At 41.7% G+C, this 17,033-nt stretch carries 15 protein-coding genes, 1 pseudogene and 1 riboswitch; all 16 genes and pseudogenes read left to right on the top strand.

From position 1 onward, the window contains the following. The first annotated feature begins 78 nt into the window (after positions 1–78). The 16 genes and pseudogenes from pyk (at position 79) to ABFX15_RS06815 (ending at position 16,943) form a co-directional block, all read left to right on the top strand. Positions 79–1,836: a pyruvate kinase gene (gene pyk, locus ABFX15_RS06740; RefSeq protein ID WP_346024699.1), complete on the top strand. Its 1,758-nt coding sequence runs from the start codon at positions 79–81 to the stop codon at positions 1,834–1,836. A 153-nt stretch (positions 1,837–1,989) separates the two neighbouring features. Beyond that, a complete protein-coding gene (locus tag ABFX15_RS06745) occupies positions 1,990–2,856 on the top strand; it encodes a S1-like domain-containing RNA-binding protein (protein ID WP_346024700.1) in 867 nt (288 codons plus the stop codon). 102 nt (positions 2,857–2,958) lie between these two features. Further along, complete coding sequence (fur, locus tag ABFX15_RS06750) at positions 2,959–3,438, top strand: ferric iron uptake transcriptional regulator (RefSeq protein WP_346024701.1); 480 nt, start codon at positions 2,959–2,961, stop codon at positions 3,436–3,438. Further along, positions 3,431–4,327 carry a site-specific tyrosine recombinase XerD gene (xerD, locus tag ABFX15_RS06755; RefSeq protein WP_346024712.1) on the top strand — a complete coding sequence of 299 codons (897 nt, stop codon included), beginning with the start codon at positions 3,431–3,433 and terminating at the stop codon, positions 4,325–4,327. Before fur ends, xerD begins: the two co-directional genes overlap by 8 nt. Positions 4,328–4,443: 116 nt before the next feature. Further along, positions 4,444–5,613: a phosphopentomutase gene (gene deoB, locus ABFX15_RS06760; protein WP_346024702.1), complete on the top strand. Its 1,170-nt coding sequence runs from the start codon at positions 4,444–4,446 to the stop codon at positions 5,611–5,613. Positions 5,614–5,648: 35 nt separating this feature from the next. Further along, entirely contained in the window at positions 5,649–6,470 is an 822-nt protein-coding gene (locus ABFX15_RS06765) for a purine-nucleoside phosphorylase (protein ID WP_346024703.1), read from the top strand. Between the two features lie 253 nt (positions 6,471–6,723). Then, positions 6,724–8,061 carry a diaminopimelate decarboxylase gene (gene lysA / locus ABFX15_RS06770; RefSeq protein ID WP_346024704.1) on the top strand — a complete coding sequence of 446 codons (1,338 nt, stop codon included), beginning with the start codon at positions 6,724–6,726 and terminating at the stop codon, positions 8,059–8,061. A gap of 11 nt (positions 8,062–8,072) precedes the next feature. Then, positions 8,073–8,441 (top strand): GNAT family N-acetyltransferase, encoded by a 369-nt coding sequence (locus tag ABFX15_RS06775; RefSeq protein ID WP_346024705.1) that lies wholly within the window; start codon positions 8,073–8,075, stop codon positions 8,439–8,441. Between the two features lie 14 nt (positions 8,442–8,455). Next, complete coding sequence (locus tag ABFX15_RS06780; protein ID WP_346024706.1) at positions 8,456–9,202, top strand: segregation/condensation protein A; 747 nt, start codon at positions 8,456–8,458, stop codon at positions 9,200–9,202. A gap of 16 nt (positions 9,203–9,218) precedes the next feature. Next, entirely contained in the window at positions 9,219–9,773 is a 555-nt protein-coding gene (gene scpB, locus ABFX15_RS06785; protein ID WP_346024707.1) for an SMC-Scp complex subunit ScpB, read from the top strand. Between the two features lie 36 nt (positions 9,774–9,809). Further along, a pseudogene (locus ABFX15_RS06790) lies at positions 9,810–10,533 on the top strand (pseudouridine synthase). Positions 10,534–10,655: 122 nt separating this feature from the next. Next, the gene (locus ABFX15_RS06795; protein WP_281241338.1) at positions 10,656–11,405 is read left to right on the top strand and encodes a response regulator transcription factor; all 750 of its coding nucleotides are present in this window, start codon (positions 10,656–10,658) and stop codon (positions 11,403–11,405) included. A gap of 5 nt (positions 11,406–11,410) precedes the next feature. Beyond that, positions 11,411–13,222, top strand: a complete 1,812-nt coding sequence (locus ABFX15_RS06800; protein WP_346024708.1) for a sensor histidine kinase — start codon at positions 11,411–11,413, stop codon at positions 13,220–13,222. 94 nt (positions 13,223–13,316) lie between these two features. Next, a riboswitch (FMN riboswitch) is annotated at positions 13,317–13,435 on the top strand. Between the two features lie 170 nt (positions 13,436–13,605). Beyond that, on the top strand, positions 13,606–14,214 hold the full coding sequence (locus ABFX15_RS06805; protein WP_428830614.1) for an ECF transporter S component: 609 nt from the start codon (positions 13,606–13,608) through the stop codon (positions 14,212–14,214). Positions 14,215–14,451: 237 nt separating this feature from the next. Beyond that, positions 14,452–15,501 carry a helix-turn-helix domain-containing protein gene (locus ABFX15_RS06810; protein ID WP_346024709.1) on the top strand — a complete coding sequence of 350 codons (1,050 nt, stop codon included), beginning with the start codon at positions 14,452–14,454 and terminating at the stop codon, positions 15,499–15,501. After that, the gene (locus ABFX15_RS06815; RefSeq protein ID WP_346024710.1) at positions 15,498–16,943 is read left to right on the top strand and encodes a RecQ family ATP-dependent DNA helicase; all 1,446 of its coding nucleotides are present in this window, start codon (positions 15,498–15,500) and stop codon (positions 16,941–16,943) included. The genes ABFX15_RS06810 and ABFX15_RS06815 overlap by 4 nt, the downstream gene beginning before the upstream one ends. Positions 16,944–17,033 lie beyond the last annotated feature (90 nt).

The raw sequence follows: 17,033 nt of genomic DNA on the forward strand, positions 1-17,033 counted from the left end.
ACCTCTAAGGTTGGATTGCTTTAAGTCATCATTTATATAAATGCAACACCAAATACTATTTTTTAGGAGAGTCAGATAATGAAGAAGACGAAAATTGTTTGTACCATTGGACCGGCAAGTGAATCACTTGATACATTAGTTAAACTGATCGAAGCAGGAATGAACGTTGCAAGACTTAACTTCTCACACGGCGATCACGAAGAGCACCTGAACCGTATCAAGAATATCCGAAAAGCATCTGAACAGACTGGTAAAATGGTCGGTATCATGCTGGATACTAAAGGTCCTGAAATCCGAACGAACAACATGAAAGACGGAAAAGTGACCATTACTAAAGGGGACACAGTTCGTGTATCTATGAATGAAGTAGAAGGAACAAACGAACGTTTTTCAGTCACTTATACTGATTTGATCAATGACGTGACTCCTGGATCGAACATTCTTCTTGACGATGGTCTTATCAATCTACTAGTAACGGATATCGATCGTGAAAACGAAGATATCGTAACTACTGCTCAGAACACAGGCGATCTTAAAAACAAAAAAGGTGTAAACGTCCCTGGCGTTTCTGTAAATCTGCCTGGTCTGACTGACAAAGACCGTTCTGACATCATGTTTGGACTTGATAACAACATTGACTATATCGCGGCTTCATTTGTCAGACGTCCTTCTGATGTACTTGAAATTACTGAAATCCTGGAAAAAGAAGATAAAATGCATGTTCAGATCATTCCTAAGATCGAAAACCAGGAAGGTGTAGACAACCTTGAAGAAATCCTTAAGATTTCTGACGGCCTGATGGTTGCTCGTGGTGACCTTGGAGTTGAAATCCCGACTGAGGACGTGCCAATTGTTCAAAAACGAATGATTCGTCTATGTAATGATGCTGGTAAACCAGTTATTACAGCTACTCAGATGCTGGATTCAATGCAGGCAAATCCTCGTCCAACTAGAGCTGAAGCTTCAGACGTAGCGAATGCTATATTTGACGGGTCCGATGCAATCATGCTTTCTGGTGAAACTGCAGCAGGAGATTACCCTGTAGAATCTGTACAGACAATGTACAACATCGCCATGCGTACTGAAACTGCTTTAGTTAACCAGGATGCATTTGCACTTAAAGCATACGACCAGAATGATATGACTGAAGCAATCGGTCAGGCTGTCGGTCACACTGCTAAAAACTTGAACATTTCAACAATCGTTGCTGCTACTGAATCAGGACATACAGCACGCATGATTTCAAAATTCAGACCCAAAGCTGACATCCTTGCGGTTACATTCAGTGAAGAAACAGCTAGAGGACTGGCGTTGCAGTGGGGAGTACAGCCGACAGTATCTGAGAAACCGACATCAACTGACGACATGTTCAACCTGGCTACTCAGACTACTGTAGAGAAAGGGTACGCTAAAGAAGGCGACCTGATCATTATTACTGCAGGTGTTCCAGTAGGTGAGCGTGGAACGACTAACGTTATGAAGATTCAGCTTATCGGATCTAAACTGACAAGCGGTCAAGGTGTCGGATCTGAATCAGTTATCGGAAAAGCAATTGTTGCCGGTTCTGCTGAGGAAGCTATGGAAAAAGCAATTGAAGGTGGCGTACTGGTTGTCAAGAACACTGACAAGGATTATCTGCCGGCTATTGAAAAATCTGCAGCTATCGTTGTAGAACAAGGCGGACTGACTTCTCATGCCGCTGTTATCGGTATCGCAATGGGTATCCCAGTGAGCGTTTCTGCAGAAAATGCTACGGAACTGATTGAACAGGATGAGCTTATCACTGTTGACGCAAGACGTGGAATCATCTACCGTGGAGCGACAACTGCCATCTAATTGATTTAACGAAAGAAATGATATAAACATCAAAAAAAGATGAGATAATGATTGATAGGAATCGGACATACTCTGTTTGCTGACTCAGCTGTCCATAATGATTCTTCCAGGTCATTGTCTCGTCTTTTTTAAACTGAAATAAAGGAGATAAACATGAATAATAATTTAGCTAAAGAAATAACCGCTATAGTCACAGATAAGCATAATGATCAGCTTTTTGTACAAAAAGACGGAATCACATACAAAGTGCTGTCCGGCGACTCTGCTGAAATTGGAGACGTACTGAAAGGGTTTGTCTATTCAGACAAAAATGATCAGCTGGTTTTTACCATTGATATTCCAGCGATTCGACCAGGGATATACGGATGGGGAGAGGTCGTTAAAGTTAATCGTAAACTTGGCGTATTTGTGAATATAGGATGGGAAGAAAAGGATGTAGTCGTCTCAATGGATGACTTGCCAGTTGAAGGGAGGCTGTGGCCTAAAGAAGGAAACAGGCTTTATTTGACTGTTACAACAGACTCTAAAGACCGTATCTGGGGGAAACCAGCAGATGAAGAGGCGTTCTTTGAAGACTACGTAGAAGGCACGAAAGACATGCATAACAATAATGTAAGCGGCATTGTTTTTCACTTGAAGAAAAGCGGGACGTATGCGATCACTGAAGATAAGCACATTCTGTTTGTGCATCCGAGTGAACGGGAGCAGGAACCGAAACTGGGAGAAACTATTTCAGGAAGAGTTATCGGTCTGAGAGAAGACGGGGTACTGTATACCTCATTAAAACCTAGAGCACATGAAGTGATGGAAGAAGATGCATTGATGCTCCTGGAAGTGCTCAAGCGTTCAGAAGACCATTCTATTCCTTTCCATAATAAAACAGATCCGGAAGTTATAAAACAGCAGTTCGGTATCAGCAAAGGCCAGTTCAAACGTGCTGTCGGCAGGCTGATGAAAAAGGGACTGGTCAATCAGGATGATAATGGGACGAATCTGATCAGATTGCCTGAAGAGGACTAGAATAGTAGTTGAGACTTAGTGTCGATTATTTTATACTTATTCTAATGAATAAGATGAATAATCGGAATACTTTGTAATCATTATCAACTAAGGGAGTTCATCATGAAAAAACTAGACTCTTCATTTAAACTAATCAAGGAAAAGCTCCATAAAGCCGGATTTAAACTGACTCCACAGAGGGAACTGACAGTGGAAGTGCTGCTTGAAAAAGAAAAGGACCATTTGAGTGCAGAAGAAATTTATCTATTAGTCAAGGCCAAGAATACCGGCATCGGTCTAGCTACAGTTTACCGAACGCTAGAAATACTTACGGAGCTGCAGATCATCAACAAGCTGACTTTTCAGGACGGGATTGCCAGGTACGACCTGAACATGGGAAGTGACAAACATCAGCACCATCACTTACTTTGCCTTAAATGCGGCAGCATTGAAGAAGTGAAGCAGGATATGCTGTTTGAAATCGAAAAGGAAATTGAAAGAGATTATCACTTTCTCGTTAAGGACCATCGTCTGACTTTTCACGGAATCTGCAGAAACTGTGCAGAGCAGGACAAGGAAGAAGAGGGCGATGTCAATGGATAGACGACCGGTTGAAGATTATCTCATCTATCTCAAGGTTGAAAAAGGGCTGGCTCCTAACACTGTTGAGAGTTATCAGAGAGATATCAGACACTACGTAGCTTATTTGAACGAACAAGGGTTAATCAGCTGGGAGGAGATCGATCGCTACGTTCTCCTCTCTTTCTTTAGTGAGGAAAGACAATCTGATAAGTCAGATAATACGATAATCAGGCAGTTTTCCAGTCTGAGAAAATTTCATCAGTTTTTAAAACAGGAAGGGGTCACTTCAGAAGATCCGATGCTGTATGTCAAGACGCCAAAAAAAGCAGAGACACTGCCTAAAATTATTTCTATGAACGATATAGACCGGCTGCTGGAAACGCCGGATACAACGAAACCTTTAGGAATAAGAGACCGTGCAATGCTGGAAGTCCTCTATGCATCGGGGCTCCGGATCACTGAACTAATCGAACTGACGACTGAGGATATTCATCTGTCGATGAAACTGATTAAAATCGTTGGTAAGGGGAATAAGGAGAGACTCATTCCAATTGGTGAAATGGGGTGTAAGTGGCTTGAGTATTATATGGAAAGCGCTCGTCCATTTTTATTGAACAAGGCAAGGAAAGAAACCCCCGTTATCTTTCTCAATTCCAGGGGGGCACCCTTGTCAAGGCAAGGGGTGTGGAAAAAAATCAGACAACTGAAACAGGAAGCGGGAATCAGGGCTTCGATTACGCCTCATACCTTGAGGCATTCCTTTGCTACTCATCTTCTGGAAAATGGCGCAGATTTAAGAGTAGTTCAAGAGCTTCTGGGGCATTCCGATGTGTCTACAACACAGATTTATACACATATTACCAAACATCGCTTAAAGGATATTTATGGAAAATACCATCCGAGAGCCTGAATAAGATGAGTAAATGATAAAAAATCTATCATATATAAGGCCCGACTTTCATGTATTCTTGCTTTTTCAGTTGACCTGATTTATTCTGAATGAAAGACAATCTAGGAGGACATAGTATGTCATTTAAACGAATACACTTAATGGTACTGGACTCTGTCGGTATCGGCGAAGCACCTGATGCCAAAAAGTTCAATGATGAAGGCGCTCACACACTAGGCCATATAGCAGAAGAAGCTGGTCTTCATCTGCCGCATATGCAGGCAATGGGGTTAGGCAACATTGCTCCGCTTAAAGGGATCGATCCAGTTGATGATACTTCTGCTTATTATACAAAATTAGAAGAGGTATCAGTTGGTAAAGATACGATGACTGGCCACTGGGAAATCATGGGGCTGCACATTGATAAGCCTTTCCGCGTATTTCCTGACGGTTTCCCGGCTGAGCTGATCGATCAGATCGAAAAGCATACCGGCCGTAAAATAGTCGGGAACAAACCTGCTTCTGGAACTGATATTTTGGATGAATACGGCAAGCATCAGATGGAAACGGGAGATCTGATCGTATATACATCTGCAGACCCTGTCCTTCAGATCGCTGCACATGAAGAAGTAATTCCTCTCGAAGAACTATACGACATTTGTGAATATGTCAGAGAACTTACTAAAGACGAGCCCTATATGATTGGAAGAATCATTGCTCGACCATATGTGGGAGAACCTGGGGACTTTACTCGTACCAGCAACCGCCATGACTACGCATTGGACCCGTTCGGAGAAACTGTGCTGGACAAACTGAAAGCAGCTGTAAAAGATGTAGTAGCTGTAGGTAAAATCAATGATATCTTCAATGGACAAGGCATTACTGATTCCGTGCGTACATCTTCCAACATGGATGGAGTAGATAAACTGCTTGATGTCATGAAAAAAGACTTTACTGGATTGAGTTTTACCAACCTGGTCGATTTCGACGCCTTGTATGGACACAGACGTAATGTAACAGGCTACAAAGAGGCTCTTGAAGCATTTGATGCACGAGTACCTGAACTCATCAAGGCACTTGATGAAGAGGATCTGCTTGTCATCACAGCCGATCATGGGAATGATCCAACTCATCATGGGACTGATCATACACGTGAGTATGTACCATTGCTTGCATTCAGCCCGAAATTTAAAAACCCCCAAGCTCTTCCTCAGGGACACTTTGCTGATATCGGCGCAACTGTTGCTGAAAACTTTGGTGTCGAAGGAACTGGATTCGGAGAAAGTTTTTTAGATAAATTAAACTAGGTAGATTATAAAGATCGTGCGAAGGAGACTGACTAATGAACGAAACATACGTAGAAGCTATTAAACACGCTGCAGCTTTTCTGAAAGAAAAAGGAATGGAACATCCTGAAATCGGACTTATTTTAGGATCTGGACTTGGAGAACTTGCTGACGAAGCAGAGAATGCAGTAGAAGTCCCTTACGAAGATATTCCAGGATTCCCTGTGTCAACAGTCGAAGGACACGCCGGCAAGCTTGTATATGGAACACTGGGCGATCGCAAGGTCATTGCTATGCAGGGACGTTTCCACTATTACGAAGGGTATAGCTTTAAAGAAGTCACTTTCCCTGTCAGAGTGATGAAAGCGCTTGGCGTGAGTTCGCTGATGGTGACCAACGCAGCTGGGGGAGTCAACGAATCGTATACACCGGGTGACCTGATGATCATTACTGATCATATTAATATGACTGGTGACAATCCGCTTCTAGGACCAAATGATGCAACATTCGGTCCTCGATTCACTGATATGAGCCAGGCTTACGATAGAGACTATCAGGAAACAATCGAAAAAGTAGCTAAGGAAAATGATATTGCTATTCAGAAAGGTGTTTATCTTGGTCTGACAGGACCGACTTATGAAACACCAGCGGAAGTCAGAATGATCCGCGTTCTTGGTGGAGATGCAGTGGGCATGTCAACTGTTCCGGAAGTAATTGTCGCAAGACATGCTGGATTGAGAGTCGCCGGCATCTCATGTATTACGAACTACGCTGCAGGGATGCAGGAATCATTGAACCATGACGAGGTCGTTGAAGTGACGACGCGCGTCAGAGATTCATTCAAAACACTGGTCAAACGTGTTATTGCTGAACTGTAAACAGATCTGAACGTATAAAGAAGATAAAGGAAAGGAGTTCTTAGAAATAACTAAGGACTCCTTTCCTCATATTTTGAAAAAGGAGTCTAAGAGATAACGCCCATGACCAGCATGTGTGTATAAGTGCATATTCTGTACTTTTTTTAATGGAAGTTTGATTTTTCAGCCATATGTAGGTATGATATTCTTGGATGTTTTTTGAACTGAAAAACAGAGCAATCAGGGTTCAGACTAAATAGAAATGTGGGATAGAATGACTAATTTTTCAAATGAAAGCAGACTGATGGAGAATATGACCGTCACTAATGATAATCATCTTGAAATCAGTGGGGTTGACTCAGTAGAACTGGCTGAAACATACGGTACGCCTTTATATGTCTATGATATCAGCCTTGTTAAAAAGAAAATCAAAGCATTTAAAGATGCTTTCAAAGCTTATGAAAACAAAAGCCAAGTGGCTTATGCGAGTAAAGCATTTTCGTCCCTTGCATTATATGAGATTCTTGCCCAAGAAGATGTCTCGCTTGATGTCGTCTCTGGAGGAGAATTGTTTCTGGCAATCAAAGCAGACTTTCCTGCAGAAAGAATTCATTTCCATGGCAACAATAAGTCATGGCAGGAGCTGAGGGAAGCCATCGATTATAATATCGGCTGTATCGTTGTAGATAATTTCGTCGAGTTATCTATGCTGAAAGAACTGACTGAGAACAAGAAAAAGCAGATGGACGTACTCATCCGGGTCACACCGGGCGTGGCTGCTCACACCCATGATTACATTACCACCGGACAGGAAGACTCTAAATTCGGGTTTGACTTGTCTTCGGATCAGGCCGAACAGGCAATCAGAGAGCTTCGGGATTCCCCTTATTTGACCGTTATCGGTCTGCATGCTCATATAGGCTCACAGATCTTTGAAGTAGACGGGTATCAGGCAGTTATTGCAAAACTGATGGCCAAAGCAAAAGAATGGGAAAATAAATATGATTTTACTCTCTCGGTATTAAATACCGGAGGGGGATTCGGTATCCGTTACACCCAGGAAGATGCGCCGCTGCCACTATCCACTTATGCTAATGCAATCATGGCAGCTGTCAGAGATCAGTCACAGAAGCTGGAAATGGACCTGCCTGAGATCTGGATCGAACCGGGTAGAAGTATTGTCGGAGAAGCGGGGACATCTTTATATACGATCGGTACTGAGAAATCAATTCCTGGTATTAGAAAGTACATCTCTGTAGACGGAGGCATGGCTGATAATATTCGTCCTGCTTTATACCAGGCAAAATACACGGGAGTTCTAGCCAATAAAGTGAATGGTGAAAAAACAGAAGAAGTATCTGTCGCAGGTAAAGCTTGTGAAAGCGGAGATATGCTTATCTGGGATCTTTCCATTACAAAACCCGCTCAGGATGATATACTGGCTGTATTCAGTACTGGTGCGTACGGCTATTCAATGGCCAGTAACTACAACCGGTTACCGAGACCAGCAGTCGTCTTCGTCGAAGAAGGCAGACATGCGCTGGCAGTTAAACGAGAAACTTATACTGATTTTCTTAACCTGGAAGTTAGCACACAACAGTTTGAGGGATAGGAGGGCGAAAGATGCTCATTAAATATAAATCAGACTACCAGAAAATAACGATGGGACTGCTTTCCTATGTACCTGATCTAAAAGATACTACTCGACTCACAAATGAGATGCAGTGGTACGAACAGGAAGAAAACAGACAGCTTTACCTATGGAAAAGTCAGGAAACCGGTGATCTTTCAGGAGTGATCGGTATTGAAGATGAAGAGGAAATTGTTCTTCTCAGACACATTGCAATCAATCCGTCTTATCGAGAAGAAGGCATGGCGTTTCGAATGCTGACAGCTCTGTCAAGGATCTGTTCACCTAAGAAGATTGTCGGCACACTGGAAACTGCTCCACTCGTGACAAAGTGGAAAAAAGAAGCCGATAGAGATGAGTAAAGCAGGGACAGCATATGAGTGAAAAATGGAAAGTCAATCTTGATGTCTTTGAAGGGCCTCTGGATTTACTGCTGCATCTCATAAATAAATATGAGATCGATATTTATGATATACCGATAAAAGAAATAACCGATCAGTACTTGAATTATCTCCACGCAATGCAGATGCTGCAGCTCGACATTGCTGGAGACTATTTAGTAATGGCTGCCACCCTGATGTCGATCAAGAGTCAGCTTCTCCTTCCTCGTAATGATGAGTGGGAAGAAGAAGGCGAACTGTTCGATGTTGAAGAAGACTCTATTGAAAAGCTGCAAGAGCGCCTTCTTGAATATCGCAGAATTAAGTACGCCTCTTCACAACTGTCTGAACGTAGGGATGACAGGGAGCAGTATTATTTAAAAGATCATTCAGATCTTACACATTTTCAGCAGTCCATTCCGTTGAGCCCCAATGAACTGTCACTGGGCGACCTTGTGGGTGTCTTTGGTGAAATGATCAGAAAAAAACAGTGGATGGAGCCTGGGCCGACCACTATTGATCTTGAAGAAATTACGATCAGTGATAAGATAGAATGGCTTGAGAAAAAGTTATCGGAGAACAGACAGAAAATATTATTCATAGACCTGTTCACCGTGCCGACAAAAAAGGAATTCGTCGTCACTTTCTTAGCTGTTCTTGAAATGATAAAAGAAAACAGATTGTTTATTGAACAGAAAGAGTGTTTCGGAGAAATATATCTTAGTTCAGCAGTGGGTCAATGAAAGGAAGCGACAGGCGATGAATGAATTAGGTACATTAGAGGCATTGCTGTTTGTGGCAGGTGAACAAGGAGTTACGTTAAATGAACTGGCTCAGCTAACAAAATCGACGATGGACCATACAAAGGTCTGTCTGACTAAGCTGAAAGAGAAATATGAAGGCGATGATACAAGCGGACTGACCCTTCTCGAAACAGCAGATAGTTTCAAGCTTGCAACAAAAAAAGTATACTCACCAGCAATTCAAGTATATGCTCAGTCGCCATTGAGCAAGAAACTGAGTAAAGCCTCTGTTGAGACATTAGCGGTAATTGCTTATAAGCAGCCGATCACACGAATGGAAATCGAAGAAATTAGAGGAGTTCAGCTGTCGTCCAGTCTTCAGAAATTGAAGCTCCGTGATCTTATTCAGGAAATTGGAAGACTTGATGCTCCCGGTAAACCTGTACTTTACGGTACGACTGACTATTTTCTCGATTATTTCGGCTTGAACGATTTAACAGAATTACCTGAACTAGAACTGGAAGAAGAATTGACTAATCAGAGTTTATTTGAAGAGTCAGCTGATTTTTAGTTATAGTCTGATACTAGAGATGGAGGAGAAACGTTTATGGAACGTTTACAGAAAGTCATGGCTCACGCAGGTGTAGCTTCTAGAAGAGCGTCTGAAAAGATGATAAAAGAGGGCAGAGTCAAGGTGAATGGTGCAGTAGTGAAAGAAATGGGGATTAATGTAAAAAAGACTGATCTGATTGAAGTGGACAGTGTCCCTATTGTACAGGAACAGAAGTACTATTTTCTTTTAAATAAGCCTAGGGGTGTAATCTCGAGCGCAGATGATCCTAAAGGAAGAAAAACAGTTGTTGATCTGCTTTCCGGGGTTGAACAGCGCATCTATCCTGTAGGTCGTCTGGATTATGATACAACTGGTGTGATTATCTTGACCAATGATGGTGAATTGACAAATCAGTTGACTCACCCTAAATTTGGCGTGGAAAAAACATATATTGCTAAAGTCACTGGTCTGATCGATAAAAAACCTGTAATCAGACTAGAAAAAGGCGTAGTGATCGATGGATACAAGACACGACCGGCTAAAGCGCGAATTATTGATGTGGATTCTAAAAAAAAATACTAGTCTTGTGGAACTGACGATTCATGAGGGGAAAAACCATCAGGTTAAAAAGATGCTTAAAAGTGTCGGCTTTCCAGTCGAGAAACTGAATCGTGATAAATACGGCTTCCTGACTGCTGAAGGGCTTCAATCAGGTGAATGGAGAGAACTTAAACAGTTCGAGGTCAATAAACTCAAGCAGCTTGTCGAAGAGTCCTAACCCACCGGATCACAGGCGAAATGATTGGAAGTATCATTGTTCTTCATTTATAATGATAGACAAGAGATCAACAGCGATCGATAAGTGAACGAACCCACTATTATTTAGAGGAGTGTCTTAAAGTGACCGAAGAGACTAGTCAAGGGAATGCTAAAAAGTTATTAGTTGTAGATGATGAAGATAGAATCAGACGTTTACTGAAAATGTATCTTGAAAAAGCTGATTACGATATTGATGAAGCTGAAAACGGCAGGATTGCTCTGGACCTCGCACTGGAAAATGAATATGACCTGATTCTGCTCGATGTCATGATGCCTGAGATGGACGGGATTCAGGTAGCTGAAGAAATCCGAAAAGAAAAAGAGACACCTATCATGATGCTTACGGCAAAAGGGGAAGAGCTAAACCGGATACAAGGGTTTGAAGTAGGAGCAGATGATTATATCGTTAAACCTTTCAGTCCAAGAGAAATCGTTTTACGTGTAGCAGCGATCATTAAGCGGACAAAATCAAGCGCAGGTGGAACAGATGCTGCAGGAGATGTTTCAGATACCCTCAAGCTTCCTCATCTTGAAATCGACAACGATTCCCGACGTGTTACTGCGGACGGGAAAACTGTCAATCTGACTCCGAAGGAATATGATTTGCTTCATTACCTCATGTCAGCACCTGATCAGATTTTTGGCAGAGAGCAGCTTTTAAGAGAAGTGTGGAAATATGAATTTTTCGGGGACTTGAGAACAGTTGATACCCATGTTAAACGTTTGAGAGAAAAGCTCAAAAAAGAATCTGATGTGGCAGCGAAAATGATCGAGACAGTCTGGGGACTAGGATATAAGCTGAATTCTTATCCTCATGAAGAAGAGGAGTAGACAGCATGAAAATCAATGTAGTTGCAATCAGGATATGGCTTATCACCTTTGGTATCACTCTATTTTCTTTTATTGCTACTACAGTGTTTTACGGTGTATTTTATTCCCAGCAGATTAAAGAAAACTTCATGAATGACTTTGAAGAAATTATTATAAATGTGGAACGCTTAGCTATTGCGGATCCACATTTTTTAATAGATAACATTGAGTCTATTAATAATCTCCATTCGAGTATTCATTTCGCTCTGGCTTCTGAAACGTTCGATTCTCCAGCTGGTGAAGCATGGGTGTACTCTTTCCCAGCGGATGTCCTTGATACAATGGAAAATAAACCGGATATCATCCAGAACTTTCAGCCCCAGGAGGAACATGTGAATATACGCTCAGATCAGGATAATGAAGTGAGTTATAACATTCCTTTTGTGTTTCGTATCCAGCCGACATCTACAGAAGAAGAGAAACTCATGCTATACTCGTATGCGGATCTATATTTTCTGATCTCAATTGAGAGACAAATGACCTGGGTCATTACTGGTCTGACTATCCTTCACCTGCTTATTGCAGCTTATTATTACATGTATCTCAAAAAAAATGTGTCCGAACCAATAAATGCGATGACGAATATAGCATTTGACTTTGCAAGAGACGATTTTAGTCATCAGCTTCCGATTTCTGGGAGGGATGATTTGTCTGAACTGGCTATGGCAATGAATAAAATGGGTCATTCACTTGAAACGAACAGGACAGTGGTTAAGCAGGAAAAAGAACTGCTTGCTCATATATTGGAAAACATCCAAACAGGTATTCTTTATTATGATTCAGAACTGACCCTCCTGCTGTCCAACCCGGTTGGGGACTTATTTCTTACCCAATATCAAATCGAAAAATCTGCATTTTCACATGATGAAGAGTTTATCGATCTGGGGGAACAGCTGCGGGAAGTGGTTACACATAAGAAAATCAGAGAGTTTTCAATCGAAATGGAGGAATCTTATTACGATGTGACGATTCTCCCTTTAGTAGATGATTTTACTAAAGACTTAAGAGGTATTCTTGTTTCAATTAATGATCAGACGAAGGAACATCGACTTGATAAAATGAGAGTCGACTTTATCAATAATATCTCTCATGAATTGAGAACCCCTCTGGTCATGGTTCAGGGTTACAGTGAAGCGATACTCGACGACGTTGCGGAAAGCACTGAAGAGAAAAAAGAGATGGCGGCGATCATTCGTGATGAATCACAGAGAATGAACCGTATGGTAAATGAGATGCTTGATTTGTCACGTATGGAAGCAGGTTATATCGAGCTTCAGAAAACTGATGTGAACCTTAACAGTTACTTGAGAAGCCTGCTTTTCCGTTTTGATAAAATGGCGAATGAATCCGAAGTCTCGCTTCAGCTTGACATGCCTAAAGAAGACGTTCATCTCGTCATGGATAAAGATAAGATGGATCAGGTGTTTGTCAATTTAATAAATAATGCGATCAGACACACAAGTATGACTGATAAGTCTGAAAAAGTCGTGACTCTACAGCTATACAATGAGCAGGACTTGAACGAAGTAGTTATGGTCGTGAAAGATACTGGGACTGGAATACCGGAAGAAGATGTTCCGTATATCTTCGACCGATTCTTCAAAGCAGATAAATCCCGAAATAATTACTCATTCAATGCGAACGGTACAGGCATTGGACTGTCATTAGTTCAGAACATCGTAGAAGCACATGAAGGGTATATAGAAGTTGAATCTACATTAGGAAAAGGGGCGTCGTTCCTTATTCATCTTCCGATCGAAACTGGGGAAAGTGAATAAGGGCAATAGTTTTAGTCTCCTGTGTAATGTTGAGCAAGAGCGCTTGACTTCATCGATTAAACTCAGTATAATAATATCAGAATTAAATATATCGATTCATCTTCAGGGGCAGGGTGTAAATCCCGACCGGTGGTAAAGTCCACGAGCGATTAGTGATTGCTGAACTGGTGTAATTCCAGTACCGACAGTATAGTCTGGATAAAGAAGATGGAGCTTTCTGACTGAAAATAAATTCTGTCTTTTTGCTCTGTTAGTGACCTGAAGTGGGGAACTGGCAGAGTTTTTTTGTCTTTCCTGCTTCAAGTATCAGACAAGCAGAGGCCAGAATACTCTCATCATTAAGTTCACCCTAAGCAGGATGGATCCTTTCAGGAGGATTTATTATGACAAACAACAAAACAAAACGACTGGTAGGCATTGCTATGCTGGCATCCCTTGCATGGGTCATATCCATGATTTCATTCCCAATACTGCCCGGATCACCATTCCTGAAAATAGATTTCAGTGATCTTGCGGTGCTCTTCGGAATGTATGTCTACGGACCACTGGCAGGTGTTGCTATTGCATTCATCCGCTCACTCCTGTCGTACGCTCAAAAGGGCGGAGAAATGGGATTTCCGATTGGAGATACAGCAGCTTTTATTGCAACATTATCTTATACACTTCCACTGTACCTGATTATCGCAAAAAAAGGAACTGCCTTGAAATATAAACTTCTTGCTGGCGGAGCTGCCAGTGTTTCCTTGACTGCAGCTATGACTTTAGCAAACTGGCTGTTTATTGCACCTGCCTATATGGCAGTAATGGGATTCAGTGTCGGACCAATGAGAACTTATCTGCTGTTTGCTATTGTGCCTTTCAATATGATTAAAGGTCCTATAGTAGCAGTACTGTTCTTTATTGCCTTTTCGAAACTCAAACCTTGGCTTGATAAGACTAGAAAGAAAATTAATCGTAAGAAGCAGACACAGGTTACTGTATCTCAATCTTAAGAAGACACATTAAGTATCGTTGTATATGAACACTTCAGTCTGCAGAAATTTGTATGGATCATGACAGGGTCACTCCTGTAATGCTTCTGTTCAAGTCTCTGCAGGCTTTTTACATGTTCAGTTCACAGGCGACGTTTCCTTCTGCAAAATTACATGACATAATAAAGAACTTAAATTATTTGCTTGTATAGTGTATTGTAGAGGTGGAGAAACTAATATGAATACAGTGGGTGACGTATGACACAAAGGTTTGAATTGAACTACATCAATTACTTGTTTTCTCAGGAAACAGCTGTTTCAATCAGACAGCTGGAATTGATCGCAGAAGGAAAGCGGACGCCTTCCACCCTATTTACTGCTGAGAAGAATCAGCTCCAATCTCTTTTTCTTTCTCCATTGTCACTATCTACAGCACAATGGACAGACAGGATGTATAAACTGTCAGCTCTGGGCTGGCTCTCAGAAAAAGAAGGACGATACCAGGCGACTACCAAAGGTCAGCAGGCTAAACAAGCATTCATTTCAGAGTATACAATGCTGGACTGCAGGCTGGATATGTCCAGTGCGCTGACACGTAAAGAATTCTGGCATTCGTTCATATTTGTCAGCCAGATCTTATCTGAGTTCAGTTATGGTAACAAGGAATATATGCCTTATATCAGTAACAGAATCAGTCAGAACCGCATAAAAAAATGGTTAGCAGAACAAGGTTTTCCTCAGAGATCCTTGTCTGTAAAATGGTCGGAAGAGATTAAGGTGTTTCTCGAGACCTTGCCAGATGTATATCCTTCATTTATGGTAGATCAGATGATCGGTCATAACTATGAAGGGATGACTAAAAGACAGACAGCTCAGAAATATGATATGACACCTTTAGAAGTCCTGATCACTACAGAGATTCTCATGGCCAGATTATACCAGTCTCTTGATGAATCGGTCCTGTTGAAATCTTTGTGGGAGAGTGTTCACAAGTCCTGTCATTATGGACTCAGTGCTAGTGCCTATAGAAGTCTGACACTTTTAATGAATGGAAGTACGATTCATAAAACAGCAGCCCTGCGTAAAGTAAAAGAGAATACGATAAAAGAACATGTTCTTGAAGCAGTGCTGATGAGTCGGTATGAAGGGTACGAATCATTAATTCCAGGGCGTGTTCGAGATCGACTGAAAGAACTTTTTAAAAACAATCCGTCTCTAACCTATGCTCAGGCACAACAGGAGATTCAACAGCTTGAGTTTTTCTGGTATCGATTAATTGAAATCGAAAGGATCCGTGGATTTTTATGATAAATGACAGGAGTAATCAGGCTAAAAAACTTTTAAATGACAAATTTGGATTTGATAAGTTTCGCCCTGGACAGGAAGAAGCGATAAGCAGTGTTCTTGCAGAGAGGCATGCACTTGTCATGCTGCCGACAGGCACGGGGAAAACGCTCTGTTATCAGCTTCCATCATACATTCTTGGCGGATCGACTGTCATCATCTCGCCACTGCTTTCACTTATGGAAGATCAGGTGGAAAAAATGAAAAGCAGCGGTGAAAAGTCGGTAGTTGCACTGAACAGTTTTCTTTCCTATACGGAAAAGCAGGATATTCTTCGGAATTTATCAGCATATAAATTTATATTCGTGTCTCCCGAAATGCTTCAGCAGCGAGGGATGATCGATCAGCTGAAACAAATCAACTTGTCTCTACTTGTAGTAGATGAAGCTCATTGTATTTCTCAATGGGGAATGGACTTCAGAGCAGACTATCTGAAGTTGGGTAAAGTCAGGCAGGAATTGAACAATCCATTGACACTGGCACTGACTGCTACGGCAGTTGAACAGGTGAGAAAGGATATTCTTTCTGTACTTAACCTCAGTTCAGAAGTGGACCAGATTATTTATCCTGTGGACCGGCCGTCTATACAACTGAGAGTGGAACAGTCTGCCGGAGACAAGCAGGACCGGCTGCTACATGCAGTCAGTGAGTTCAAAGGACCTGGCATTATTTATTTTTCCAGTAAGAAACTTGCCGATCAACTGGCCGAACTGATACGATCACAAATGGGGATTCCCTGTGAAAGTTACCATAGTGATCTGGATAAAGAGGACAAGCGCAGGATACAGTCTCAATTTTTATCAGATGCCTTACCCGTTATCTGTGCTACCAGTGCTTTTGGGATGGGGATCGATAAGCCGGACATCAGATTCATCATTCACTACCATCTACCTGGAAGTCCGGAGATGTACCTGCAGGAAATCGGCAGGTGTTCCAGAGACAGAAAAGGTGGGGTCGCTTTACTTCTTTATGAAAATGGCGATGAGGCGATCCAGATGAGACTGCAGGAAAATACTCTACCGAACAGAGATGAACTGATTTTCGCTTACAGACATGCTGAGACACTCGATCATCTGAAAGACGACACCAAGATAAATATAAGTCGGCATTTTATAGAGCAGAACATTCCTTTTGAACAGGCTGCTGAAATGGTTGACCGTTATCAGACACATAAATCAGTCCAGCTAAGGACCATGGTGGATTACGCTAAACGACAGGGATGCAAAAGCGAAGTTCTACTCGATTATTTTGGTGAAAAACCTGAAGTTAGACGTAATGGCTGCTGCACTGGGTGCATCCGGACCCTCTCACTTCCTTATGAACCATTTGAATGGCCCAATTTATTACAAAAGAGTGAAGATCTGTGGCAGGACAAGCTAAAATTTTTATTTAATTTACAAAGCTAGACTCAAAGAATAAGGATTCTATCTCATCTTTAACACCCAAAACCCCGATAAATCCCTACACTAAGGGATTTACCGGGGTTTAAAAATGCT

The sequence above is a fragment of the Alkalibacterium indicireducens genome (assembly GCF_039522005.1).
In the GTDB taxonomy this organism is placed as follows: Bacteria; Bacillota; Bacilli; order Lactobacillales; family Carnobacteriaceae_A; genus Alkalibacterium; species Alkalibacterium indicireducens.

Coding starts and splice junctions, on each gene's coding strand:
- pyk (WP_346024699.1), top strand. CDS start 79: ATGAAGAAGACGAAAATTGTTTGTACCATTGGACCGGCAAGTGAATCA.
- ABFX15_RS06745 (WP_346024700.1), top strand. CDS start 1,990: ATGAATAATAATTTAGCTAAAGAAATAACCGCTATAGTCACAGATAAG.
- fur (WP_346024701.1), top strand. CDS start 2,959: ATGAAAAAACTAGACTCTTCATTTAAACTAATCAAGGAAAAGCTCCAT.
- xerD (WP_346024712.1), top strand. CDS start 3,431: ATGGATAGACGACCGGTTGAAGATTATCTCATCTATCTCAAGGTTGAA.
- deoB (WP_346024702.1), top strand. CDS start 4,444: ATGTCATTTAAACGAATACACTTAATGGTACTGGACTCTGTCGGTATC.
- ABFX15_RS06765 (WP_346024703.1), top strand. CDS start 5,649: ATGAACGAAACATACGTAGAAGCTATTAAACACGCTGCAGCTTTTCTG.
- lysA (WP_346024704.1), top strand. CDS start 6,724: ATGACTAATTTTTCAAATGAAAGCAGACTGATGGAGAATATGACCGTC.
- ABFX15_RS06775 (WP_346024705.1), top strand. CDS start 8,073: ATGCTCATTAAATATAAATCAGACTACCAGAAAATAACGATGGGACTG.
- ABFX15_RS06780 (WP_346024706.1), top strand. CDS start 8,456: ATGAGTGAAAAATGGAAAGTCAATCTTGATGTCTTTGAAGGGCCTCTG.
- scpB (WP_346024707.1), top strand. CDS start 9,219: ATGAATGAATTAGGTACATTAGAGGCATTGCTGTTTGTGGCAGGTGAA.
- ABFX15_RS06800 (WP_346024708.1), top strand. CDS start 11,411: ATGAAAATCAATGTAGTTGCAATCAGGATATGGCTTATCACCTTTGGT.
- ABFX15_RS06805 (WP_428830614.1), top strand. CDS start 13,606: ATGACAAACAACAAAACAAAACGACTGGTAGGCATTGCTATGCTGGCA.
- ABFX15_RS06810 (WP_346024709.1), top strand. CDS start 14,452: ATGACACAAAGGTTTGAATTGAACTACATCAATTACTTGTTTTCTCAG.
- ABFX15_RS06815 (WP_346024710.1), top strand. CDS start 15,498: ATGATAAATGACAGGAGTAATCAGGCTAAAAAACTTTTAAATGACAAA.